The 24839-nt window shown below is 67.2% G+C and carries 17 protein-coding genes, 1 tRNA gene and 2 pseudogenes; 12 read left to right on the top strand and 8 right to left on the bottom strand.

The annotated features are described in order from the left end of the window. Positions 1-296 precede the first annotated feature (296 nt). The 9 genes and pseudogenes from L2Z93_RS01605 (at position 297) to L2Z93_RS01560 (ending at position 11505) form a co-directional block, all read left to right on the top strand. Positions 297-701, top strand: a complete 405-nt coding sequence (locus tag L2Z93_RS01605) for a hypothetical protein (RefSeq protein WP_128111788.1) — start codon at positions 297-299, stop codon at positions 699-701. 46 nt (positions 702-747) lie between these two features. Beyond that, positions 748-1740: a UDP-glucose 4-epimerase GalE gene (gene galE, locus L2Z93_RS01600; protein WP_090589553.1), complete on the top strand. Its 993-nt coding sequence runs from the start codon at positions 748-750 to the stop codon at positions 1738-1740. A gap of 37 nt (positions 1741-1777) precedes the next feature. Further along, entirely contained in the window at positions 1778-3565 is a 1788-nt protein-coding gene (locus tag L2Z93_RS01595) for a phosphatidylglycerol lysyltransferase domain-containing protein (RefSeq protein WP_090589614.1), read from the top strand. Between the two features lie 384 nt (positions 3566-3949). Then, positions 3950-5350 carry a site-specific integrase gene (locus L2Z93_RS19340; protein WP_420873673.1) on the top strand — a complete coding sequence of 467 codons (1401 nt, stop codon included), beginning with the start codon at positions 3950-3952 and terminating at the stop codon, positions 5348-5350. Continuing rightward, positions 5347-5973 (top strand): site-specific integrase, encoded by a 627-nt coding sequence (locus tag L2Z93_RS01580; protein ID WP_090585018.1) that lies wholly within the window; start codon positions 5347-5349, stop codon positions 5971-5973. Before L2Z93_RS19340 ends, L2Z93_RS01580 begins: the two co-directional genes overlap by 4 nt. Continuing rightward, positions 5936-7291: an IS256 family transposase gene (locus L2Z93_RS01575; RefSeq protein WP_090585016.1), complete on the top strand. Its 1356-nt coding sequence runs from the start codon at positions 5936-5938 to the stop codon at positions 7289-7291. The genes L2Z93_RS01580 and L2Z93_RS01575 overlap by 38 nt, the downstream gene beginning before the upstream one ends. Positions 7292-7355: 64 nt before the next feature. After that, positions 7356-8915 (top strand): annotated as a pseudogene (locus L2Z93_RS01570) (IS1634 family transposase); the annotation flags it as partial. A 137-nt stretch (positions 8916-9052) separates the two neighbouring features. Then, positions 9053-10747 (top strand): IS21 family transposase, encoded by a 1695-nt coding sequence (gene istA / locus L2Z93_RS01565; protein WP_260575477.1) that lies wholly within the window; start codon positions 9053-9055, stop codon positions 10745-10747. Further along, positions 10744-11505: an ATP-binding protein gene (locus tag L2Z93_RS01560; RefSeq protein WP_090588997.1), complete on the top strand. Its 762-nt coding sequence runs from the start codon at positions 10744-10746 to the stop codon at positions 11503-11505. Before istA ends, L2Z93_RS01560 begins: the two co-directional genes overlap by 4 nt. A gap of 269 nt (positions 11506-11774) precedes the next feature. Here the strand turns inward: L2Z93_RS01560 and L2Z93_RS01555 are convergent, their stop codons facing one another. Together L2Z93_RS01555 and L2Z93_RS01550 are read right to left on the bottom strand one after the other, a co-directional pair. Beyond that, positions 11775-14732 carry a PE-PPE domain-containing protein gene (locus L2Z93_RS01555; protein ID WP_090588996.1) on the bottom strand — a complete coding sequence of 986 codons (2958 nt, stop codon included), beginning with the start codon at positions 14730-14732 and terminating at the stop codon, positions 11775-11777. A gap of 493 nt (positions 14733-15225) precedes the next feature. Continuing rightward, positions 15226-15977 (bottom strand): annotated as a pseudogene (locus L2Z93_RS01550) (MFS transporter). A gap of 149 nt (positions 15978-16126) precedes the next feature. On the opposite strand from L2Z93_RS01550, the gene L2Z93_RS01545 reads away from it, so the two are divergent. Continuing rightward, positions 16127-16357, top strand: coding sequence for a hypothetical protein (locus L2Z93_RS01545; protein WP_090588995.1), 231 nt, complete (start codon positions 16127-16129; stop codon positions 16355-16357). Between the two features lie 63 nt (positions 16358-16420). On the opposite strand, the gene L2Z93_RS01540 is transcribed toward L2Z93_RS01545, so the two are convergent. From L2Z93_RS01540 to L2Z93_RS01525, 4 genes are all read right to left on the bottom strand, one after another. Then, positions 16421-16765, bottom strand: coding sequence for a type II toxin-antitoxin system PemK/MazF family toxin (locus tag L2Z93_RS01540; RefSeq protein WP_090588994.1), 345 nt, complete (start codon positions 16763-16765; stop codon positions 16421-16423). Continuing rightward, positions 16752-16982 carry a ribbon-helix-helix domain-containing protein gene (locus L2Z93_RS01535; RefSeq protein ID WP_090588993.1) on the bottom strand — a complete coding sequence of 77 codons (231 nt, stop codon included), beginning with the start codon at positions 16980-16982 and terminating at the stop codon, positions 16752-16754. The genes L2Z93_RS01540 and L2Z93_RS01535 overlap by 14 nt, the downstream gene beginning before the upstream one ends. A 43-nt stretch (positions 16983-17025) precedes the next feature. Continuing rightward, positions 17026-17101, bottom strand: a tRNA-Thr gene (locus L2Z93_RS01530). Positions 17102-17127: 26 nt separating this feature from the next. Further along, a complete protein-coding gene (locus L2Z93_RS01525; protein WP_090588992.1) occupies positions 17128-18342 on the bottom strand; it encodes a DNA polymerase III subunit delta' in 1215 nt (404 codons plus the stop codon). Positions 18343-18480: 138 nt separating this feature from the next. On the opposite strand from L2Z93_RS01525, the gene L2Z93_RS01520 reads away from it, so the two are divergent. Then, on the top strand, positions 18481-20058 hold the full coding sequence (locus tag L2Z93_RS01520) for an adenylate/guanylate cyclase domain-containing protein (RefSeq protein WP_090589005.1): 1578 nt from the start codon (positions 18481-18483) through the stop codon (positions 20056-20058). Between the two features lie 378 nt (positions 20059-20436). On the opposite strand, the gene L2Z93_RS01515 is transcribed toward L2Z93_RS01520, so the two are convergent. Continuing rightward, entirely contained in the window at positions 20437-21060 is a 624-nt protein-coding gene (locus tag L2Z93_RS01515) for a class I SAM-dependent methyltransferase (protein ID WP_090588991.1), read from the bottom strand. Positions 21061-21173: 113 nt separating this feature from the next. Between L2Z93_RS01515 and L2Z93_RS01510 the strand changes: the two genes are divergently transcribed. Continuing rightward, the gene (locus L2Z93_RS01510) at positions 21174-21545 is read left to right on the top strand and encodes a hypothetical protein (protein ID WP_234786129.1); all 372 of its coding nucleotides are present in this window, start codon (positions 21174-21176) and stop codon (positions 21543-21545) included. Between the two features lie 316 nt (positions 21546-21861). Here the strand turns inward: L2Z93_RS01510 and topA are convergent, their stop codons facing one another. After that, positions 21862-24696: a type I DNA topoisomerase gene (gene topA, locus L2Z93_RS01505; protein WP_090588990.1), complete on the bottom strand. Its 2835-nt coding sequence runs from the start codon at positions 24694-24696 to the stop codon at positions 21862-21864. Positions 24697-24839: the final 143 nt, after the last annotated feature.

Genomic DNA, 24839 nt, shown 5'->3' with positions numbered 1-24839 from the left:
GCGCTGCTTGCGCGGTCCATCGCGACGGCTCGGCTCCCCTGGCCGGAGCCGGCGCCCACCCCGGACCCCCGGGAGGTGGCGGCAACGACGCCATCAGGAAATGGTATTCCTGCCGGTCAGGAAGCGCTATTCACAGTTTCGCCGCCCGGCCAAGCCGCGCGGCCAGAAAGCATCCACGCCCCGCCGGACAGAAATCGGGCGATACGCCCCGAGTCAACGAAACCCTGAATTTGTGACCCTACTGAGATTTAACATACGAGCAGTTCGGGGATCGCCCACAAACGCGAGGGACACTCATGAAGCGACTGGTAATTGCGGCGGCAGCCGCCGGGGCGGCCCTGGCTTTGGCGCCGTTGGCGCAGGCCGATCAGACGGTGACGGTGCAGCAGGCCTGCGGGATGCTGCAGGTCGGGACGCAGCCCTACAGCTACGGAGACAAGCACATCGCCTGCGTGACCCCGGAGGACTACGAGGTCGGCGAGTACCCGAAGGACACCCAGGCGCTGCAGAACGAGATGCAGTCGCGGTTCCCCGGCTCGCACAAGGTGGACCCCAACGACCCTTGGTCTGACTGGGTCATCCCAGGGGGCCAGGGCCAGCAGGGCCACCAGGCGCAGGCCGTCGATCCGGACCAGGTCAGCAACCCGGACCAGGCCGTCAACCCGGACCACGAGGGCCAGGTCGGCCAACCCGGCAACTGACCGTCGGGCAAGGGAGCGGCGGGGGCCGCGGCTACCCTGGAACACCGTGACTTGGCTTGTGACCGGCGGCGCCGGGTATATCGGCTCGCACGTGGTGCGCGCGCTCGCGGACGCCGGCATCGACGTCGTCGTCATCGACGACCTGTCCACCGGGCGGCGCGAGTTCGTGCCCGACGGCATCCCGCTGGTCGAAGCATCGCTGCTGGACGCGACGAATGTGCGGCTGACGCTTCAGTTCCACAAGGTCACCGGCGTCATCCACGTCGCCGGGTACAAGTACGCGGGCGAGTCGGTGCGACGGCCGCTGCACACCTACCAGCAGAACGTGTCGGCGATGGTCACGCTGCTCGACGAGATGGCCACCCAGGGCGTCGACAAGTTCGTGTTCTCGTCGTCGGCGGCCACCTTCGGCACGCCGGACGTCGAGCTCGTTGAAGAGACCACCCCGACGCGGCCGGAGTCGCCCTACGGCGAGACCAAACTGATCGGCGAGTGGCTGCTGGCCGATCTGGCCAAGGCCACCGCGGACGCCGAACGGCCGTTCCGGCACACCAGCCTGCGGTACTTCAACGTCGTCGGCTCCGGATCGCCGGAGGTGTTCGACGTCAGCCCGTTCAACCTGTTCCCGCTGGTGTTCGACATGCTCATTGCGGGCAGGACCCCGCGGATCAACGGCGCGGACTACCCGACGCCCGACGGCACCTGCGTGCGCGACTACGTGCACGTCGACGACATCGCCGCCGCCCACGTCGCCGCCGCCAAGCGCCTGGACGCCGGGGAGCCGATCGAGCCGGTGTACAACCTGGGCAGCGGGTCGGGAACCTCGGTGCGCGAGATCATGACCGCGATGGCCGAGGCCACCGGGATCGACTTCGAGCCGGACGTCGCGCCGCGGCGGCCCGGGGATCCGGCGCGGATCGTGGCCACCGGGGAACTGGCCGCCCGCGACCTGGATTGGGCGAACCGGCACACGCTGCGTGAGATGGCCGCCAGCGCGTGGCAGGCCCGCCAGCGTGCGGGAGACGCCGATCCTCGCTAGCCGTCTGGGCGCGCTGCGCCCGTTGAGCTTTCCGGCGCTGCGATCGCCGGTGCTGATCGCCGCGTTCGTGCTGGTCGCCGCGCAGTTGGTGGTGCGCGGGGTGCTGGCGTTCGGCGGCTACTACTACTGGGACGACCTGATCCTCGTCGGGCGGGCCGGCACCAACCCGCTGCTGTCGTTCGACTTCCTGTTCCACGACCACGACGGGCACGTGATGCCCGGCGCGTTCCTGCTGTCCGGGCTGATCAGCAAGGCCGCGCCGCTGGTGTGGGCGTGGCCGGCGGCGAGCCTGGTGGTGCTGCAGTTACTGGCGTCGCTGGCGCTGGTGCGGGCGCTGTGGGTGATCGTCGGCAACCGGGCGGTGCTGCTGGTCCCGCTGACGTTCGCGCTGTTCACTCCGCTGGGGGTGCCGTCGTTCGCGTGGTGGGCCGCCGGGCTGAACGCGCTGCCGCTGCAGGCCGCGCTGGCGTGGGTGACCGCGGACGCGATCCTGTTGGCGCGCACCGGGAATCGTCGGTACGCGGCGACCGGGGCGCTGGTGTTCTTCGGCGGGCTGCTGTTCTTCGAGAAGTCGGCGGTCATCCCGTTCGTGGCGTTCGCAGTCGTCGCGCTGCTGACCTACGTGCAGACCGACAAGAGCCTGCTGCAGGCCGCCGCCGATGTGTGGCGGCGCGGTGCGGTGCTGTGGGTTTCTTTGCTGGCGATCACCGTGGCGTGGGTGGCGCTGTACACGTCGGTGGTGGATCAGCGGCGGTGGAGCACCGACCTACCGATGACGTGGCAGCTGCTGCGGCGATCGTTCACGCACGGCATCGTGCCCGGGCTGGTGGGCGGGCCGTGGCAGTGGCAGCGCTGGGATCCGGCGTCGCCGTGGGGTGTGCCGCCGACGGTTGTCATCGTGCTGGGCTGGGTGGCGCTGGCGGCGGCGGTCGCGGTGTCGATGGCGCGCAAGCAGAAGCTGGCCCCGGTGTGGCTGACCGCGCTCGGGTACGCGGTGGCCTGCCAGATCCCGATCTACCTGATGCGCTCGTCGCCGTTCACCGCTTTGGAGCTGGCGCAGACGCTGCGCTACTACCCCGATCTGGTGGTGGTGCTGGCGTTGCTGGCCGCGGTCGGGTTCTGCGCGCCGAACCGCTCCACCGCGCAGGCGCAGGCGATGGACACCTCACCGGCCAGGACAGCCGCGGTGCTGGCGGTGATGGCGGGGTTCCTGTTCTCCAGCCTGTATTCGACGGCCACCTTCCTGACCAGTTGGCGCGACAATCCGACCAAGTCGTATCTGCAGAACGCGGAGGCCGCGCTGGCCCGCGCCGCACGCGAATCGGATGCGCCGCTGCTGGATCAGGAGGTCGACCCGATGATCTTGCAGCGCATCCAGCACCCGGAGAACATGTTCAGCCACATGTTCGCGTTGCTGCGCGATCGGCCCGAATTCGCCTCGGCCACAACACGACCGCGGATGTTCGACTCCCGCGGCCGGATGCTTGACGCGCAGGTGACCTGGGTGCGGCTGGTCAAGCCCGGGCCAGTACCCGACTGCGGGTATCTGGTCCAGACCGACTTCCCCGTCGAGTTGCCGCTCGATGGCCCACTGCTTCCCTCGGATTGGACGGCGGAGTTCAACTATCTGGCGAATTCGGTTGGCTCGCTGACGATGTCGCTCGACGACGGGCCGCAGGTGAAGGTGCCTGTGCAGCCGGGGCTGAACCGGGTGTTCATCCGGATTCCCGGCGCCGGGCAGACCATCACCGTGGAGGCGACGACCGCCGCGCTGACGGTGTGCCTGGCCTCTGGGCCGGTGGGCAACCTGGCGCCGACGGGGTAGAGCCGGGTCGGCGCCAGGCGCCCATTGCGGACGCTTTGTCTCTGTTGAGTTGTCAAGGTGCGTACTGGTGGTGCGTATTCGGTTGTGGGAGCGTCTGATTCGCGCCCTGCCAGGTGCGATTCGGTGACCGGGCGGCCTGATCGGCGCATAGACTGCACGGCTGGCGCTTGACGATTGGATAATCCAGTCTGCGGCCCGCATCGGTGCGGTCCATGCAAGGTCGCGGGGTTCAGGCGGGGTTCGGCGGGCGGTGGCTGTGGTCGGCGGGGTCCGCGGCGGTTAGGCGGCGGTGGGGAGGCTGGTCATGGTTCGTCGGGCGTGTGAGCGCAGGGGTTCGCGTGGCCGGTCGGGATGCTTCGGGTCCGCGGGTGGGATGAACCAGGGGTGGCGGTCTTCGCCGAGGAACACCTGCCAGCCGCCGTGGTGAACCATCGTGTGGTGATGCCGGCATTATGCCGAGTCGGCGGTTATGCCGATTTTGAGGGAGTCTGTGCTGGTCAGTGGGTTTTCGGTGGAGTTGTTGTCGGCATAATTTTGGCCGGTGATGCTTGGTTCTTCCGTCGGATTGGAAGGACTTTGGTCATGGTTGTGGTGTCGCGTGTGCGGGTGGATGGCCCGTTGCAGGAGTTTGCCGCGGGGTTCTCCGTAGCGCTGGAGTCGGTGGGTTATGCGCCGTTGTCGGCGGCGAATCAGTTGCGCTTGATGGCGCATCTGAGTCGCTGGATGGCGTTTGAGGGTGTGGCGCCGAGTGAGCTGAATGACGAACTGGTGCAAGCATTTCTATCGGTTCGGTCGGCGCGGGGGTATGTGGGTTGGTTGTCCGCGCGCGGGTTGGCGCCACTGCTGGGGCATTTACGCGCAGTGGGCGCGGCGCCGGCACCGGTGCCGCGGGTGCCGTCAGGCCCGGTGGAGGAACTCTTGACCGAGTACCGGGCCTATCTGTTCTGTGAGCGCGGCTTGGTGGCGGCCACGGTGCGTTACTACGCGCAAGAGGCGCGGCTGTTCTTGACGCGTTCGGGGTCCGGTGAGCTGCGCGAGTTGACCGCCGGCACGGTCACACGGTTCGTCGTCGCCGAGGCTTCAGTTCGATCGACGGGCGCGGCGAAGTTGATGGTTACGGCGTTGCGGTCTTTGCTGCGGTTCCTGTTGTTGACCGGGCGGGTGGAGACTGATCTGGTCTCGGCTGTCCCGGCGGTGGCGGGTTGGCGATTGGCGTGGCTGCCGCGTTCTGTGCGACCTGATCAGGTGCGGGTGCTGCTGGAGTCTTGCGAGCAGAATCGGCTTGTGGGTCGGCGGGACTTCGCGATCCTGACGGTGTTGACGCGGCTGGGGTTGCGCGCCGGTGAAGTCGCCGCCATGGAACTCGATGATATCGATTGGCGCGCTGGCGAACTCGTCATCCGTGGCAAAGGCAATCAACATGACAAGCTTCCGCTGCCGGTTGACGTGGGACAGGCGCTGGTTGGTTATCTGCGTGCGGGCAGGCCGACATCTTCGTATCGGCAGGTCTTTCTGACGGCTCTTGCCCCGCATCAGCCGCTGGCGAGCGGTTCGGTTTGCGCCGTGGTGGGCCGTGCGTGTGTTCGGGCCGGCATTGAGCGCATCGGGGCGCATCGGCTGCGACACACCACCGCCACCAGCGTGTTACAGGCGGGCGCTTCCCTGGAGGAAGTCGGACAACTGTTGCGGCACCGGGAACTGAACAGCACCGCCATCTACGCCAAGGTCGACCACGGCCGGCTCGTCTCGGTGACTCGGCCCTGGCCGTCTGGGAGCCCGTCATGACCGCCCTGGCCGACGCGTTGGCCGACTACCTCACCATGCGGCGTGCGCTGGGATTCAAGCTTGAACGCGCCGGCGGGTTGCTGGCTGACTTCGTCGCCGAGGCTGGGCGGGTCGGCGCGCAGCGCGTGACCGTCGAGTTGGCGCTGAGGTGGGCCACTGAGCCGGTGGGCGCAGACCCTGTCTGGCACGGCGCTCGGCTGTCAGCGGTGCGCGGATTCGCGCGCTATCTGGCCGCAATCGACCCAGCCACCGAGATCCCGCCTGCTGACCTGCTGCCCGGGCGATCTCATCGGGCGGTTCCCTACCTCTACACCGACGCCGAGATCGCCGCGTTGATGGCGGAGGCCCGGAATCTGCGATCACGGTTGCGGGGGATGACCTACGCCACCTTGATCGGACTGTTGGCCGCCACCGGGTTGCGCATCGGCGAAGCCATCGCGTTGGACCGTGGTGACGTCGATCTTCCCGGCGCGCTGATCACGGTGCGCAATGCCAAGTTCGGCAAGTCCCGGCAATTGCCGCTGCATTCCAGCGGGGGGTGTCAGATGGTCTGTGTAAGTCCTGACAAGGGAAGGATCTCAGGGCATGACGACAGATCGGGATTTGGACGCGCGGCTGGCTGAGGCCGCGTCGACGGTGGAGGTGGCCGAGGCGCTGCGGGCATCCGGGGCGGTCGATGAGCTGCTGGCCTCGATCGACTCCGGCGAGGTCGCGCTGACCGGTGAGGGTGGCCTGCTGCCCGGGCTGATCAAGCTCGCGTTGGAGCGGGGCCTGGCCGCCGAGCTGACCGATCATCTCGGCTATGAGAAGGGCGACCCGGCCGGCCGGGGCCTGCCGAACGCCCGTAACGGGCACTCGGCCAAGACCGTGCAGACTGAGGCCGGCCCGGTCTCGTTGGAGGTGCCTCGGGACCGTGACGGGTCGTTCACGCCGCGGCTGGTGCCCAAGGGACAGCGCCGGCTCGGTGGGCTCGATGACATGATCGTTTCGCTGTATGCCGGCGGGATGACGTTGCGGGACATCCAATTTCACCTGCAATCAACGATCGGCGCCGAGGTGTCTCATGAGACGATCTCCAAGATCGTCGACGAGATCTCCGATGAGGTCCTTGCCTGGCAGCGTCGCCCGTTGGATGCGCTGTACCCGGTGATCTACCTCGACGCGATCGTGGTGAAGGTCAAAGACGGCGGCCACACCCGCAACAAGGCCGCGCACATCGCCGTGGGCGTCGATATGGCCGGCGTCAAGCATGTCCTGGGCATCTGGGTCCAGCAGAACGAAGGAGCCTCGTTCTGGGCGTCGGTCTGCGCTGATCTGGCCAACCGAGGGGTGCGTGACGTGCTTATCGTGTGCTGCGACGGGCTCACCGGGTTCCCCGAGGCCATCACGGCGACCTGGTCGCAGGCCACCGTCCAGACCTGCGTGGTGCACCTGATCCGCAACGCGCTGCGGTTCGTGTCCTACAAGGACCGCAAGGCCGTGGCCGCCGCGCTCAAGCCGATCTACACCGCCGCTGACGCCGATGCCGCCCGCGCCGAGCTGGATGCGTTCACCGCATCAGATTTGGGCAAGAAAAACCCCACTGTGACAATGGTTTTCGATCGATCATGGGAGCAATTCATCCCCTTCCTGGAGTTCCCTCCAGAGCTACGCCGGGTGATCTACACGACCAACTCGATCGAGTCGTTGAACTACCAACTTCGCAAGGTCACCAAGACCCGCGGGCAGTTCCCCAACGACGCCGCGGTGGTGAAACTGCTCTGGCTGGCGATCTGCAACATCGAAGACAAACGCGCCGCCGAACGGGCCAAGGAACGCGGCCAGAAACATAACCGAAAGGCCGCCGGACGCCTCGTGGAAGGACAAGTGGTCACCAACTGGAAGAAAGCCCTCGAACAGCTCGTGCTGGTCTACCCAGACCGCATCGAGCCCCACCTGTAGAACACACCAAACGACAACATCAGAGGAAACGACTTACACAAAAGACTTGACACGCTCACGCGAGATCGTGGCGCATGTCGGTTCTGCTCACACCGATGCTGAGCTGGGTATTTTGCTGGAGAAGGCCCGGGTGATCGCTGATGGCGATCAGCAGGAGCTTGGCTTCGACGCTCACCGGGTGACTAGCCAGCTCGCTGATGTCGCTGACTGGAGGCCGGCGCAGGCGGCGCCGGTGGCGTCGGTGGCCGGGCCGGGCCGCACGATCGGCACCGCCTCTCGGCTGCTTTATGACACGCTCGGCGCGGTTTATGACTGGCTCGGGTTCGACGCCATCGATGACGCGGTGTTCCGGGATTTGGTGATCGCCCGGATCGTGGAGCCGACCAGCAAGCTCGATTCCCTGCGGGTGCTGGCCGACCTCGGCGCGAACCAGGTGTCTTACCGGACGGTTCAGCGTCACCTCGATGCGGTCGGTCCCGGCAAGTACCGCGACACCATCGCCGCGAAGTGCTTCGCCCACGCGCGTGACTGCGGCGGCCTGTCCCTGCTGCTCTACGACGTCACCACGTTGTATTTCGAGGCCGAGAACGAAGACGACCTGCGCAAAGTCGGGTACTCCAAGGAGCGCCGGGTCGACCCTCAGATCGTGGTCGGGCTGCTGGTCGACCGGACCGGGTTCCCGCTGGAAATCGGCTGCTACGAGGGCAATACCGCGGAAACCACCACGATCGTGCCCGTCGTCCGCGGCTTCCTGGAACGCCACCAGTTGACCGACACCGAGATCGTCGTCGCCGCCGACGCAGGCATGCTGTCAGCCTCGAATCTCAAAGACCTTGACGAGTTGGGGTGCTCGTTCATCGTCGGCTCCCGGGTCACCAAGGCCCCGGCCGATTTGGAGTCTCACTTCCATTGGAACGGAGACGCTTTCACCGACGGCCACGTCATCGACACCGTGACTCCGCGGCACGGCAACAACAGGTGCGTCAACGACCGCGGCAAACGCGCCGAACCCGTCTGGGACCCGCAGGCGCATCCGGGCGCATGGCGGGCGGTGTGGGCGTACTCGGCCAAACGGGCCCGCCGCGATCAGAAGACCCTGGCCGCCCAGGAGGCCCGCGCAAAAGCGATCATCGACGGGACCAAAGCGGCGAAATCAGCGCGGTTCGTCAAAGTCAGCGGCAAAGACCGTCACCTCGACCAAGCCGCCCTGACCCGGGCCCAATCCCTGGTCGGTTTGAAGGGTTACGTGACGAATGTGCCGGTCACCCTCATGCCGGCGACCGAAATCATGGCGAAGTACCACGACCTATGGCACGTCGAGAAGTCGTTCCGGATGTCGAAATCCGACCTGGCCGCGCGCCCGATCTGGCACCGCCAACGCGAGACCATCGACGCGCACCTGACGATCGTGTTCGCCGCCCTCGCGGTCTCACATGCGATTCAGTCCCGCAGTGGGAACTCCATCGCCAAAGTCGTCAAGGGCCTGCGGCCGCTGCGCAGTGCCACCATCGCCATCAACGGCACCACCCACACGTTCCCACCCGACGTGCCCGCCAACCAACGCGAAATCCTCGAGCACCTCGGCGTCGATCCAGCGAAATCCGCGACCGCGCAGGGGCACTAACGAATTGTTAAGCCGGGGCTTTCGGTAGCGCCTGTGTAACTATCCGGTAGCAGTGGCGCGGGTATCTGGTAGCGCTGTTCGAGGATCGCTTTCATCCGTGGCCGCAGGGGTCGCGGCGATTGAGAGGGATCCCGCGGATGACGGATTACCGGTATGTGATGGGCCTGCTGGTGCAGGGACTGGCCTATAGGCAGATCGAAGCGATGGCGGGGTGCTCGCACCGGGCGATCGCCCGGGCCCGCCGTGTGCTCGATGAGGAGCAGTTGAGCACCGCCGAGCAGGTCGCGGCGCTGACCGCTGAGGATCTGGATCGGCTGTTCGCCGATGGCCGCAAGAACGTGGCCAGTGAGTTCGTGCCGGTCGATATCGACAAGGTCGTCGCGGCGCGGCTGGGTCGCAAGAAGCCGCCGTTGAAGGTGCTGTGGAGCCAGTACCTGCGATCCGATGCGGCCCCGGGCGCCCGGTTCTACGGGTATGAGCGCTACTGCCAGATCGTCACCGAGCACGTCCGGGTCAACGATCTGAGTGTGCCGATCGCCCACGTGCCGGGGCATACGATGCAGGTCGATTGGGCGGGCACGCCGATGAAGGTGACCGATCCGATCACCCGGGCGGTGACACCGGTGTCGGTGTTCGTGGCGACGTTGCCGTTCTCGGGGATGGTGTTCGCCTACGGCTACTTCGATGAGAAACAGCCCGCGTGGTGCGATGGGCATCGGCGGGCGTTCGAGTATTTCGGCGGGGTCGCCCAGGTGATCGTCCCGGACAACGCTTCGACGGCGTCAAACCAGATCAGCCGCATCGACCGGGCCCGCGACGTCAACGCCTCGTATCAGGATTTCCTGGCCCACTATGGGGCCGCGGCGGTGCCGACACGCTCAAATCGCCCGCGGGACAAAGGGAACGCCGAAGCGGGGGTGAAGGTCATCACCAACTGGGTGATCCACTTCCTGGCCGATCGGGTGTTCGCCTGCCTTGATGACCTCAACGCGGCGGTCGCCGCCCAAGTCGAGCAGATCAACGACCGGACCCCGTTTCGCGGGGAGGCGCGGGCGCGGCGTGGCTGGTTCGACGACCATGAGCGCGGCGAGCTCATCGGGTTGCCCGAGCAGCGGTGGGAACCGGTGTGCTGGCGCAAGGCGAAGGTGCACCGGGATTGGCATATCCAGCTCGACACCATCAAGTACTCGGTGCCCTACCGGTTCGCCGGGCGCGGGGTGGACGTGCGGATTATCGGCACGACGATCGAGGTGCTCGCCGATGGGCAGATCATCGCCGCCCACCAGCAGGGCCGGCACCGCAACGGCTATGTCACCGACCCTGAGCACGCGCCCCCGCACTATGAGTCGGTGACCGGATTGTGGACCCGCGGTTACTTCCTGCGCCAGGCCGGCAAGGTCGGCCCGGCCACGGTGGCCGCGCTCACCCGGCTGCTCGATGGCAAGGCGATCGAGGCCCAGGGCTACCGGTCCTGCATGAACATCCTGGACCTGGGCAAACGCGCCAGCGCCAACCGGATGCTGCTGGAGGCTGCCTGCCGCGAGCTCATCGCCGAGGACGCGCACCGGCCGATCACCTACACCGCGGTCAAACACCGCATCAGCGCGCTGCGCGCCGACGGCAACCAACGACCCACCACCATCGGCGGGGACGGCGATGCCGCCAACCCGATCACGCCAGCATCCAGACCCGCAGCGGCCGGGGTGGCCGGCCGTGACACCAGCCGCGCGCACCTGGCCGGCGCCGAAGCGTTCAGCCTCGACGCGCTCACCACCGGTGACCGGCGCACCGATGACGGTGGCGATGACGCCGGGGCGGGAGTCCAGCGATGAATGACCAGCACCTCAGCGTCGATGACATGCCCGTGTTCACCAAACTGCGGATGACCGCCTTCGGCGAAGCCGTCATCGACATCGCCAACGACCCCACCTACGACCAGTGGAGCTTCTCCCGAAAGATCCGCCACGCCCTGGAGCAGGAGACCGCCGCTCGCGCCGAGCGGCGTGTGCTCAAGCTCCTCAAAGCCTCCCGGACACCGAATCCAGCGGCCTGCGTCGAAGACATCCACTACCTCGATGGCCGAAACATCAACCGGGACTTGATCGAGCGCCTCGCCGCATGCCGGTGGATCGACCGCACACACAACTTGGTCATCCTCGGCAAATCCAGCGTCGGCAAGTCGTATCTGGCCCAAGCCCTGGTCAACGCCGCCTGCCGCCGGGACTACACCGCCAGATACTTCCGGCTCGACGACCTGGCCAACCAGCTCGCGGTCTACCAACGCCACGACGCCGGGCGGCTGACGTTCCTCACCGGCGTGCACACCTGCGAACTGCTCGTCCTCGACGACTTCCTGACCACCCCGATCACCGGCGAAACCGCCGCCGAACTGCTCAACATCCTCGCCGCCCGAGAAGGCCGCGGATCCACCGTCGTCACCAGCCAATTCGACCCCGAAGACTGGTACCGATCCCTACACGACGCTGTCATCGCCGAGTCCATCCTCAACCGCATCGTCTCCACCGCCGAACTGGTCCAGCTCGACGGACCCAACATGCGCCGGCACGGCCACGAGACTGCGACCGAGTAGAAAGCGCGGGCGCGAGGACCGCTACCCGATCCCCGCGCCCGCGCTACCACTTCGTCACACAACCGCTACCGAACGCCCCTGCTAAACACGAATGTCCTAACTCAGGTCAGAGCTACCTGAGAATCGTCTGGGCGCTTCCAAGCTGAACCCGGAGCGGTGCCGCATGAGCGCCCACCCCCGCGTCACTGCCGATCCGGCTGCCAATCGCGAACGCAGATGGGCTCCCGCCGAAGCGGGAGCCCATCCGGAACCAACTGCTAGGTCGTCGATTACTCGCTCTTCTTGGTCACCTTGTCGGTGACTTTCTTGACAGCCTCCTTGACCTTGCCGGCGGCCTCCTTGACCTTCGCGACGCCGTTGTCCAGGTCCCTCCTGGCCCGGTCGATGCGGTAGTCGGCCTTCTCCTTGACGGTCTTGCCGATCTTCGACGGGTCACCGGAGGTCACCGCCTTCACCAGATCGTCGGCATCCTTCTGAGCCTTTGTCAGGCTCTTCTGCAGTTTGGCACCGCCCTGCTGCAGATCAGCGCCGGCAGTGATCAGCGAGCCGATCGGATCCTTCTGCAGCTTGGTGAGCTGTCCACCGGTGATCACCGAGTCGAGTTGGGTGAAGCCCTCGTTGAGCACCGCGGCACCGTCGGCCACCGGCTTCAGGCCCTGGCCGAGCGGCTTGTAGATGCTCTTCAGGAAGGTCTGCTGCTCGGCTCGCGAAGCATCATCGGTCTTGATGAGTTGCAGCTCATCGGGCAGCTGATCGTTGAGGCCCACCAGCACGTCGCTGATCGCACCACCGATCTGATTGCCAACGAAGGTGATCGCGTCGCCGGGCGCCTTGAGAACGTTGTCGATGTCAGCCGACGGCGCGATGTTCAGAGCTTCGAGCAGGCGGCTCGCGGACTGACGAAGCACATCAGTCAACTCACCACCGAAGCCCGCCCCGACGGCCTTGATGAGATCGCCTTGCAGCTGCGCGATCTCACGCTGGTTGAGCGTGTTCGTCCCGAACAGCGTCGGGAGGTGCATCTCGCGCAGCGTCCGGTCATAGGCGTTGTAGTCAGACCCGTAGTACTTGCCACCTTCGGCCAAATCCTCGGGCGTCACCACGTCGGTGTAGCTGGTGTTGATCAGAATCTTCAGCAGAGGCTCCATCGCATCCGCAAACGGAGTGTTGATGCTCTCCCCCGTGACCGCGCCAATCAGGTTGGCGGGCAGTCGGATAGGCGCGAGGAGGGGAAGACCTTCCTGGGTGACGGTGGCGTAGAAGCTTCCCTCGTCGTACTCGCCCTTCGGCACCTGGTAGAAGACGGCGCTGACAGAACCATTGCCCTGCGACGCACCCAGCAACTCATTGGCCGCGGTCAGCACAAACATCGAAGCCACGGCCGAGTTTGCCCATGCCAGCGGGTTCGCATTCACCGGGGCGTCCGACTTGATGTCGTATTCCCAGGTGGCGTCCGCCTTGAGCGTGAGGACCATCTTCTTACCGCTGGAATCGTTCAGGATGGCTTGCCAGTTTCCGTCGGCGAGCTTGCTGAAGTCCGCGACGGTCGCCCCGTTCGGCAAATTCAACGACTCGGCCGCCGGCGTCACCGGGTTGATTCCGGTGATCTCCTGGTAGACCGGCGCGAACCGCGAGTAGAGACCGCCGTTCGGACGGCCGGGGTTGCGCAGCATCACCATGGTGATGAGAGTGAAGTCAATGACGCCACCCTTGACTGTCCCCTCGGGGTTCCCCGTCGGGATATCCCCCGAATCCGGATAACCGATTCCTTCTCCCGTGGTGACAGCCGCCTGGATCTTGTCCCAGATATCGCCGAGGTCAGTGCCCAAGTCGAGAGTGCCGTCCTGGCTCGTGATGACCAAGTCGCCGATATCAATGCTCCGGGGTCCTGTCTGCGCTTCGCCCGCAGTGATAGTCCCGTCCTTGACGGCTTCGATGTACTGGCGGTAGCCCTCACCAATGGCGATATTGCCGTCATCCCAGCCGACGAGATTCGTGTTCTGCAGGTAAACGGTCCAGTTAATGAACGGCGCCAAAGCTGAAAGGTCACCATTAGAGATCACAGCGGCGGCGTAGGCGATCTTCGCGGCGTTCGGCAACTCGTCGAACATGGCCGGAGTCACCCAGGCACCGCTGGTCTTGTAGTCGACGACGTACTTGATACCCCAATCATCCACCCACTTCCACTGCTGGATCTGCTGGTCGGCCGGAAGGTTGGCGTTGGCCTCGGCAACGGCCGCCTCGCCCGCGGCTTTTCCGGCAGCGTCCATGGCATCGTCTGGGGTAACCAGCGCAGCTGCGGCATCGCCAGCCAATTTAGCGACTTTATCTGCGTTGACAACAGCATCGGCGATCGTCGCGTCGGCGTCTGCCTTCGCCTTCGGTCCGGCGTACGCGTCCGCCGCTGCATCGTCGGCTGCACTTGGGTTTGCAATCGCATTCGCGAGAGCACCCGCGACGGCCAGATCTCCAGCCGCTTCTGCAGCTTCCCTCGCCAATCTCAAGCAAGTCGAGTTTCCGAAGCAATATTTCGATGACGTCTTGTAGGTGCTGTCATAGGCGGGGTTGTACGCATCATTATACTTCGGCATCCCCATCGCATACTGGGGCTTATACAGATCGTTGAGGTAATCTGCCTTATAACCGGTGAGCGCGACGTTATAGACCGACTGATAGGCAGTGCCGCTAGTCAACGCATTATAAACCGGATCATAGCTGGCGTTATAGGCATTCTGCCATGCCTCTGCTTTAGCCTCGTCCAACGCGGTGCCCACCACGCCGTTGTAGGCCGGGTCGTAGACCGCCTTGTACTCGTCGGTCAGCTCCTGGTGCTGACCTTCCAAGTACGGAACAGGCTTGGGTGCGCCGACTCCGCTGACCCACTGGACCCAGGTCGGATCTGTGGAGACTCCGCCGTTGACACCAATACCTTTAATCGGGTTGGGATCGGTGGTGTTGAGCAGGTTGTAGATGTCACTCGCGCTGGTATCGCCTGCCATGAACACGCTGCCCTCGCCGGCACCGCCCAGCATGCCGGTCAGCCAGGACGGCGCGCCGACGATATTGACCAGGTTCGATGTGGCCATCAGATCTATCTGCGTCTTCAGTTCACGGACCTGCTGCATCGTGACCGCCTGATCCATGGCACCTGGCATGCCGGGGCTCGCGACCGCCCCGAGACTCACCGCACTAGCGACCGCCACCCCCGCGATCGCCGTCTTCTTCACTGCCCTACGCCGATGCTTAGCCACCGGAATCCCTCCCTCAGTAAAAATTAAGTTTCGGTACCGAAAGTTACTCCATCCGTGGCGATCGCGATGGCCGGTTTCGCGTTGATACTTTGGACCGCAAGAACAATCATTAGCTACTCGCGAGGCAAGTTGGCCGGCCGTGGCAACGGCCAGCCGAACCCGGACACAACCGCCTCCAAGCTGGCAGAACTGCGAAATGCGCAGGCTAGCGCCAGCCGGTACGACACACGCGGCGCTCGTCCCGGCGTCGTCCTGACACCTGTCTGACAGCCGTCAATTGGTTCTCTACTGATCCCTGCCGGTTTCCTGAGTGTTAGCTGAGATTCTGGAACTCGCTTTGGCGCGTTCGATGGCCGCAGACGGGTTGCTGGTCCCGCTCGCTAGCCGAGTTGTGAGGCGACCAATCTCAGCAGCAGCCGCGTCTCAGAGTCCATGCCCCACGGTGACCACACCGGCGGACAACACCGGGTCAGCCGGTCTCCACCGCCAACGGCCGCAACCCCCGGGTGGCCAGCACGCTGACCCCGGTCACCGCGACCAGATACGCGCAGCCCAGCCACGGCGAACCGCCCCCGGCCCCCAGCAGCGCAGTGAGGATCAGCGGGGTCAGCCCACTGGCGTACACCCCGGAGAGCTGATAGACCGTCGACAACCCGGTGTAGCGGATCCGCGCCGGGTGCAGCGAGGCGTACAGGGTGGCCTGAACCCCGCAGAAGACGGCATAGCAGCGCGGCCACCGTCACCGCGACCAGCACCGGGACCGCGGCGCGATCGCCACTGTCACGCAGTTGTTCGAACGCCGGGGTCTCGGCGACCCGCAGCCGCACCACCACGCCGAGGGTCACCAGCGCGATGCTCAGCAGGAAGGCGATCCGCCAGCCCCACGCCAGGAACTCCTCGTCGGGCAGCGCCGCCCACCAGGAACATCGTCAGCGCCAGCGTCTTCTTGCGGCCGATCCGGTCGCCGAAGTGCCCGAACACGAAGCCGCCGACCGGCCGGATCACGAACCCGACCACGAACGTCGCGAACGCGAGCAGGGTGCCGACGAAGCTGGACTGGTGCGGGAAGAACGCCTGGTTGAACACCAGGCTGGCCGCGGTCGCGTAGAGGAAGAAGTCGTACCACTCGATCGTCGGGCCGATCAGGCTGGCCCACAACGCAGTTCGGGCCTCCGGCGAGATGCGCTCGTCGGAGGCCGGGGACTGCCCGACGACGCTCACCCTGGGAAGTCAAGCCGCGCCGGCGGGCCTCGCGCCAGATCTGGACTCAGTCCGATCCGAACACCGCGCGGGCCCTCGCGCTGCGGGCCCGCGCGAGGGGCCATGGCACGATGTCCCGGTAAGAGGCGAGGGGGTTTGCGGTGTTCGCAATGGGCAAGGGTCTGGACTGGCGACTCGGCTGGAAGGACAGTTGGTTCGCCGACGACGGCCGCGGCAGCATCTACAGCATCGACAAGGTCAACGACACCTCCGACGAGTGGGAGATCAGCGCGCTGACCGGCCCCGTCGACGCCCGAGTGAAGCGCGATGTGCCCTGGCCCGACGAACGCCGCGGCCTGCGCGCCGCCAAACGGGCCTGCGAGCTGGACCTGAAGGGCTGAAGCCCGATACCGAGGCGTAGTTGCCGGCCCCGCTGAAAGTGGCCGACGACCGACCCGAGGCGCCTACAGCTCCAGGTGGAGCTTTAGCGCAGCATCGAGCGCAGCCTCCTCGGCCGCCGACACGTGTCCAAGGCGGCGCACCAATCGATGCACCGAAACTGACCTGACCTGTTCGGCCTGCGCCTTCGACTCCACCGGCAGTCCCGACTGAGCCGACAGCCGGACTTGGAACGGATAGACGGTGTCGGTGTTGCTGGTCACCGGAACCACGGTGACAACGCCGCGACCCAGGCGCGCCGCCGTCGCGTTCGCGCGGTCATTGCTGACGATCACCGCCGGCCGGCGTTTGTCCGCCTCGCTCCCCCGTACCGGATCGAGGTCGACCTGCCACACCTCACCGCGGAGCATCGGTCACACCGTCGCCAACGGCGCGATCCCAATCCTCAGAAGCGTCATCACCCGCCCATTCCGACCACGCCTGCTCGTAGTCGTCTTCAAGGTTGGGGTGGCGCAGCATCTGCACCGCTCGCTGCAACCCCGCCGAGCGCGACGGCAACTGCGACTTCTTGACATAGGCGTCCAGGACGGCGACATCGTCATCCGACAGGCTGACACTGAGCTTCATACCACGATACTACTGCGGTAGCACCGCAGTAGTCATACACGCGTGGAGCCACCCAGGGGAATCGAACCCCTGACCTATTCATTACGAGTGAATTGCTCTACCGACTGAGCTAGGGTGGCGTGCCCGTGACCGGGCGCAGCAGAGTCTACCCCGCCTCGCGCAGCGCCTGTCCCACGGTGGCGATCATCGCGTCGACGGCGAACTTAGGTTTGACGTTGGCGGCCAGCGCCTCCCGGCAGTCCAGCACCGCCTCGATGCAGCGCAGCAGTTTCTCCGGCGGGGCGTGCCGGGCCAGCGACGCGGCCTGCTCGGCCATGTCGGGGTGATTCGCCGTCACCCTCGTCGCCCCCGAGGACAGCATCAGCGCGTCCCGGAAGTACGCGCCCAGATCCATCAGCGCCCGATCCAGGGCGTCCCGGGAGGCCCGGGTGGCCCGCGACTTCTGCCGCTTCTCCAAATCCTTGAGCGCACCGGCGGCCCCGCGCATCGCGCCGGCCGCGCCTTTGCCGGTGCCGCCGGCGCCGAGCGCGGTGCGCAGTTCCTCCGTCTCGGCGTCGTTGCGGTCCCCGGTGAGCGCCTTCGACTCGTCCTCGGCGGCCTTGACCAGCGCTTCGGCGGCCGCGTAGGCGCGGGTGGGGGTGGCGGCGTCGCGGGCCAGGCCCAGCGCGCGCTGCCGTCGTTCCCGGGCTTCGGGGTCGGTGGCCAGCCGGCGGGCCCGGCCGACGTGCCCGCCGCACACCGAGGCCGCCCACTGCGCGTCGTCGGCGGGCAGGCCGTCGTTGTCCATCAGGACCTGGGCGATCGACTTGGCCGACGGGGTGGTCAGCGCGACGTGCCGGCACCGTGAGCGCAGGGTGACGGCGATGTCCTCGGGATCCACCGACGGGGCGCACAGCAGGAACACCGTCTGCGCCGGGGGTTCCTCGACGACTTTCAGCAGCGCGTTGGCGGCGCCTTCGGTGAGCCGGTCGGCGTCTTCGACCACGACGACCTGCCAGCGGCCGGTGGCCGGGCGCCGCGACGCGGTCTGCACGATGGCCCGCATCTCGGCGACTGCGATGGACAGGCCCTCGGGCACCACGCGGCGGACGTCGGCGTGGGTGCCGGCCATGGTGGTGGTGCAGGCTCGGCACTCCCCGCAGCCCGGGACGCCGTCGGAGGCACATTGCAGCGCGGCGGCGAAGCACTGCGCGGCCACCGAGCGGCCCGATCCGGGCGGGCCGGTGATCAGCCAGGCGTGCGTCATGGAGGAGCCGGCGCTGTCGCTGTTTTGCGAGATGTCGCGGGCGGCGACGGCCGCCGCCGTCAGCTCGGCTTCGACGGCGTGCTGGCCGACCAGACGCGCAAACACTCGGGACATCACGGCAAGGGTAGCCCGTCGCCGTGACACCGCGATCCGGCCACAAAACTGCGTCCAACGACTCCGGGCAACCCTCACGACAGCTACGGTTTAGCGGTGAGTCCCGGCCGCTTCAACCCCGCGAGGGTGAGCGCTTTCATGCGCTGGGTGGTGCGCACACCGTGGCCGGTGTTCACGCTGAGCATGCTGCAGGCCGACATCATCGGCGCGCTGTTCGTGCTGGGCTTCCTACGTTTCGGGCTGCCGCCGGAGGACCGGCTGCTGCTGCAGGACCTGCCGGCGACCAACCTGTGGTTCTTCCTGGCGTACCTGCTCGTGGCGTTCACGGTGGGCGCGGCGCTGAGCCTGTGGCTACTCGCCCCGGTGTTCCGATGGCAACGCCGCGACGCGCTGCTGGTAGACCCCGATCCGGAGGGCACCGAACTGGCCCGATCCCGGGCGCTGCGGATGCCGATCTACCGGACCGCGATCGCCGCGGTGAACTGGTTGATCGGCGGCGTGGTGTTCATCTCGGTGACCTGGCCGGTCGATTCGAGCATGGCCCCGGTGCTGGCCGTGGCCACCGCGTTGGGCGCGACGGCGACGTCGATCATCGGCTACCTGCAGTCCGAGCGGGTGCTGCGGCCGGTGGCGGTGGCGGCGCTGCGCGGGGGCTCGCCGAACGCCTTCCACGCCCCCGGGGTGCTGCAGCGGCTGCTGCTGACCTGGATCCTGTCCACCGGGGTTCCGGTGCTGACGATCCTGATGGCGATCGTGGCCAGCAAAACCCACATCCTGGACGCGACGGCCGAGCAGTTGTTCGTGCCGATCCTGCTGCTGACGGTGACCGCGCTGATCGTCGGGCTCACCGGCACCATCCTGGTGGCGATGTCGATCGCCGACCCGCTGCGCCAGCTGCGCTGGGCGCTCGGGGAAGTGCAGCGCGGCAACTACAACGCGCACATGCAGATTTATGACGCCTCCGAGCTGGGCATGCTGCAGGCGGGCTTCAACGACATGGTCCGCGACCTGGCCGAGCGGCAGCGGCTGCGGGACCTGTTCGGCCGCTACGTGGGCGAGGACGTGGCCCGACGCGCCCTGGAGCGCGGCACCGAGCTGGGCGGGCAGGAGCGCTACGTGGCGGTGTTGTTCGTGGACCTGGTCGGGTCGACGCACCTGGCGGCCACCCGCCCGCCGGGCGAGGTGGTGACGCTGCTCAACGAGTTCTTCCGGGTGGTGGTCGACACGGTCGACGTGCACGGCGGGTTCGTCAACAAGTTCCAGGGCGACGCGGCGCTGTGTATTTTCGGGGCGCCGATCGAGCACCCGGACGCCTCCGGCGCGGCGCTGGCCTCGGCGCGGGAGCTGCACGACAACCTGCTGCCGCTGCTGGGCGACGAGTTCGGGATCGGCGTGTCCGCCGGCCGGGCGATCGCCGGGCACATCGGCGCACAGGCCCGCTTCGAGTACACGGTGATCGGCGACCCGGTGAATGAGGCCGCGCGGCTGACCGAGCTGGCGAAGGTGGAGCCGGGGCGGGTGCTGGCGTCCTCGACGGCGGTATCCGACGCCGATGGCACCGAGGCGCTGGCCTGGGACGTCGGGGAGATCGTGCAGCTGCGCGGGCGCACCGAGGCGACCCAGCTGGCCCGGCCGCGGGTGCTGGCCAGCTCCGACGAGGTGGAGCGCGAGGACATCTCCCAGCTGACCGACGAGGTGAGCGAGGGGTTGAAGTAGAGGGGCTTCGTGCCGGCGTTGCCCGCCTCTTGCGAGTTCGCACCCTGCGTACCAGCCTCCACACGCGCACCACCAGCCCCTGAGCAAAAGGCAATCTCTCTTTGCCCGCCTATGAGCGACGCTTTCTCACCCCCAGCGACACCGTCTCACCGTGAGCGACACCGCTGGCGGCCACCGCCCGGTTCAACCACGGTCCTCGCATCCCGCGACCGCCACCCCGTGGGATCCAGCGCCCTCCCCAACGCAAGGCGGCCCGGCCCGGTTTCCCACCGCAATCCCAAGGCGACGACAGGCGCCCAAGTCCGCCCCCTCCCTTCTCCTCCGGGCATCTTTTCGCCAGCCCCGCGCCCAGCGCGAGATCCAAGCGGACCCGGCCGCCTACTCCGGTTTGTGCCAGGTGATGGCGTACCGCCACAGCGGCAGGCGACGCCACGTCATGCCGGGCAACACCGTCGCTGCGATCTGCTCGACCTCGGCGTAGGTGTGCGGGAACCGCATCTGCACCGGGGCGTTGTGCTGCCAGAAGCCACGCGTGCGCGCGTAGATCCGGTGCTGCACCGCGCCGACGGCGTCGTACACCAGGTCAGAGAGCGTGGAGTTGCGCGCGAGCCCGATCACGACGAGGACGCCGCCGGGGGCGGTGAGGTCGGCGAGGCGCCGTAAGCCGGCCGTGAGCTCCGGGAAATGGTGGACCGTCGCGACCGCGGCGACCACGTCGTAGTGCGCCTCGGGCAGGGGCTCGGTGAGGACGTCGCCGAGGATCCAGGAGACGTTCGCGTCGGCGCCGGGTTGCCCGCTCACGTCGGCGCCGGGTTGCGCGCGGGCGAGGATGTCGGCGTCGGCGTCGATTCCGGTGACCTCGGGAATGCGCTCGGCCAGCCGGACCGCGAGCAGCCCGTCCCCGGTTCCGACGTCGAGAGCGGTGCGCGCCTGCGCGGGGGCGGCGTCGAGCACGAGGTCGTAGTAGTGGATGTTGTGGTTCCACCGGCGTTCATTGCCCACCTCACCACTGTGGCATCCCACTATGGAGCGACAACCCAGCGAAGGGGTTCCCGTCGTTCCCGCCTGTGGATGACGGAACCACGGGCGCCACCGCGGGGGTCCAGAGTCAGCAGATGACGACCAGGAAACGCCTTCGCGGCATCGAGCTCCGGTACGTGCTGACCCGATTGGTGTCGGAGGCGAGGGTGCCGGTGACCATCCCCGATCTGCGCGCCGACCTGCTGATGGCCGGCTTCGCCGTCGACGGGCGGGCGTCGAAAACCATCTCCGACGCGCTGCGGTGGGAGGTGCGTCGCGGGCGCGTCGAGCATCGCGGTCGCGGACTGTACGGGCAGGGGTACATCCCGCGGTCCACCGAGTACCGGATCATCGCGCGCGTCCAGAAGCTGAAACACCAGGCCGAAATGGAAGCGCTCGACGAAGAGCTCGGCATCAGATCCGCCGACGGCCAGCCGGTCCCCCGGCGCGACCTCTGGCAGTGGTGAGGCCAGACCTGCTGGTCGTCCGGCCGGGTCTCGGGCTCACTTCCTGAAGCTCAACGCAGCAGGCGACGTCCATTCTACGCCCACCAGCCTCTACGCCTGCACCGCGCTCACACGCTGGTCCGCGGAGCCCGCCGCGGTTGTCGCTCGGGGTGAGACGGTGTCGCTGGGGGCGAGAATGTGTCGCTCGGAGCCGGGCACACGGATATTGCCTTTTGGCCGGGGACGGGTGGGGCGGCCGAGGCTGGTGAGGCCAGCGCCGCGGGTGGGCCAGCGCCGCGGCCGGGCACCAGGCCCGCCGGGGACTCAGGCCCCGGGCTCAGGCCTTCTTCGCCGCCCGCTTGGCCGGGGCTTTCTTGGCCGGCGTCTTCTTCGCGACCGTCTTCTTGGCGGCGGCCTTCTTCGCCGGCGCCTTGCGGGTCGTCTTCTTGGCCGGCCCGCGGGCCCGACGATCGGCCAGCAGCTCCGAGGCCCGCGCGTCGGTGATCGAGGCGACCTCGTCACCCTTGCGCAGGCTGGCGTTGGTCTCGCCATCGGTCACGTACGGACCGAACCGGCCATCCTTGATCACCATCGGCTTGCCGGACACCGGATCGGTCCCCAGCTCACGCAGCGGCGGGGTGGCCGCGCCCTGACGTCCGCGGCGCTTGGGCTCGGCGTAGATCTTCAGCGCCTCCTCCAGCGTCACGGTGAAGATCTGGTCCTCGGTGGCCAGCGAACGAGAATCGGCGCCGCGCTTCAGATATGGCCCGTACCGGCCGTTCTGCGCGGTGATCTCCTCGCCGTTGTCCGGGTCCACACCGACCACCCGCGGCAGCGACAGCAGCTTCAACGCGTCCTCGAGCGTCACCGTCTCCAGGTCCATGCTGCGCAGCAGCGAACCCGTCCGCGGCTTCGGCCCGGTCGGCTTCTTGGCCTTCTTCGCCCCGACCCCGTCCTCGGGATCCTCCGGCGCCGGCAGCACCTCGGTCACGTACGGCCCGTACCGGCCTTCGCGGGCGACGATCTCGTGTCCGGACTCCGGGTCCACGCCCAGCGAGCGGCCGTCCTGCGGGGTGGCGAACAGCTTCTCCGCCAGCTCCAGGGTCAGCTCGTCGGGCGTCAGCGAATCGTTGAGGTTCGCCCGCTGCGGCGTCGGCTCACCGTCGTCGCCCAGCACCATCCGCTCCAGATACGGCCCGTAGTTGCCGACGCGCACATTGATGGCACGGCCCTCGGAATCGTCAAACAGCTTGATGGAGTTGATCTCTCGCGCGTCGATGCCGTCCAGGTTGCCGCCGACGAGCTTCTTCAGCCCGCCCTCGCGGGCCACCGAACCCTGCACCCCGGTGTCGCCACCAAAGTAGAAGTTGCGCAACCAGTTTCCGCGGCGCTCCAGACCGGAGGCGATCGCGTCGAGCTCGTCCTCCATCGCGGCGGTGAAGTTGTAATCCACCAGGCGCGCGAAATGCTGCTCCAGCAAACCGATTACGGCGAACGCGACCCAGGACGGCACCAGCGCGCTGCCCTTCTTGTACACGTAGCCGCGGTCCTGGATGGTCTTGATGATCGACGAGTACGTCGACGGCCGGCCGATGCCCAGATCCTCCAGCGCCTTGATCAGCGACGCCTCGGTGTAACGGGCCGGCGGATTCGTCGAATGCCCGTCCGGCGTCAGCTGATTCGCGCCGACGGCCTGGCCCTCGCGCAACTGCGGCAGCCGGGACTCGGCGTCGTCGGCCTCACCGCCGGCCAACTCGTCGACGGTCTCCACATAGGCCTTCAAGAAGCCGGCGAAGGTCAGCGTGCGACCGCTGGCGGCGAAGGTGACCGCACGGCCGTCGGCCGCGGCCCCGGAGATCCGCAGGCTCAGCGTGGTGCCGCGCGCGTCGGCCATCTGGGAGGCGACGGTGCGCTGCCAGATCAGCTCGTAGAGCCGGTGCTCGTCGGAGTCCAGCTCGCGGCGCACCGCGTCCGGGGTGGCGAAGGTGTCACCTGACGGACGGATCGCCTCGTGCGCCTCCTGGGCGTTCTTGACCTTGCGGTTGTACTGCCGCGGCGACGGGTGCAGGTACTGCTCGCCGTAGAGCTGGCGGGCCTGGTTGCGCGCCGCGTTGATCGCCGACTCCGACAGCGTCGTCGAGTCGGTTCGCATGTAGGTGATGTAGCCGTTCTCGTACAGCCGCTGCGCGATGCTCATGGTGCGCTCGGAGGAGAACCGCAGCTTGCGCCCGGCCTCCTGCTGCAGCGTCGAGGTCATGAACGGCGGGTACGGCCGACGGGTGTAGGGCTTCTCCTCGACCGAGGACACCGACAGCGTCGCGCCGGAGAGCCCGTCGACCAGACCGCGGGCCCCGGACTCGTCGAGCACTACCACCTCGGCAGGCTTCTTCACCGCGCCGAGGGAGTCGAAGTCACGCCCGGTCGCCACTCGCAGCCCGTCGACGCCGACCAGCCGCGCGGTGAACACCGGCGGGCTGGCCTGCGGATCGGACACCGAGGCGTCCAGTTCGGCGACGATGTCCCAGTAGCCGGCGCTGCGGAACGCCATCCGCTCCCGCTCGCGCTGCACGATGATGCGCGTCGCGACCGACTGCACCCGGCCCGCCGACAGCTTCGGCGCGACCTTCTTCCACAGCACCGGGGACACCTCGTAGCCGTACAGACGGTCCACGATGCGGCGGGTCTCCTGGGCGTCGACCAGGTCGATGTCCAGATCGCGGGGGTTCTCCGCGGCGGCCAGGATCGCGGGCTCGGTGATCTCGTGGAACACCATCCGCTTGACCGGAACCCGGGGTTTGAGGGTTTCCAGCAGGTGCCAGGCGATGGCCTCGCCTTCGCGGTCGCCGTCGGTGGCGAGGTAGAGCTCGTCGACGTCCTTGAGCAGGCTCTTGAGCTCGCTGACGGTGCCCTTCTTGTCCGGGCTGACGATGTAGAGCGGCTCGAAATCGGAGTCGACGTTCACCCCGAGGCGGGCCCAGGACTCCGTCTTGTATTTGGCGGGCACGTCGGCGGCGTTGCGGGGCAGGTCACGGATGTGCCCGCGGGAGGACTCCACGATGTAGTTCGGGCCGAGGTATCCCGCGATCTTCTTGGCTTTCGTCGGAGACTCGACGATCACGAGTCGCCGGACGCCATTGCCCCCGCGCGTGCTCTGCGCGCTCTTGCCAGCCAACTGCTCCTACGCTCTCCTGCTGGTGACGGCCGAAGCCGCTCCCTCATTATCTGTTAGGCCTTATATACAGGCCCGTCGCGCGGCCCGATGGGTATATCGCCCGGGCGGGGCGGTCCGTTTCCCCTGCGGCCAATCTTGCACGG

The sequence above is a fragment of the Mycolicibacterium brumae genome (assembly GCF_025215495.1).
In the GTDB taxonomy this organism is placed as follows: domain Bacteria; phylum Actinomycetota; class Actinomycetes; order Mycobacteriales; family Mycobacteriaceae; genus Mycobacterium; species Mycobacterium brumae.
This window is presented reverse-complemented; position numbering and strand designations above follow the sequence as displayed.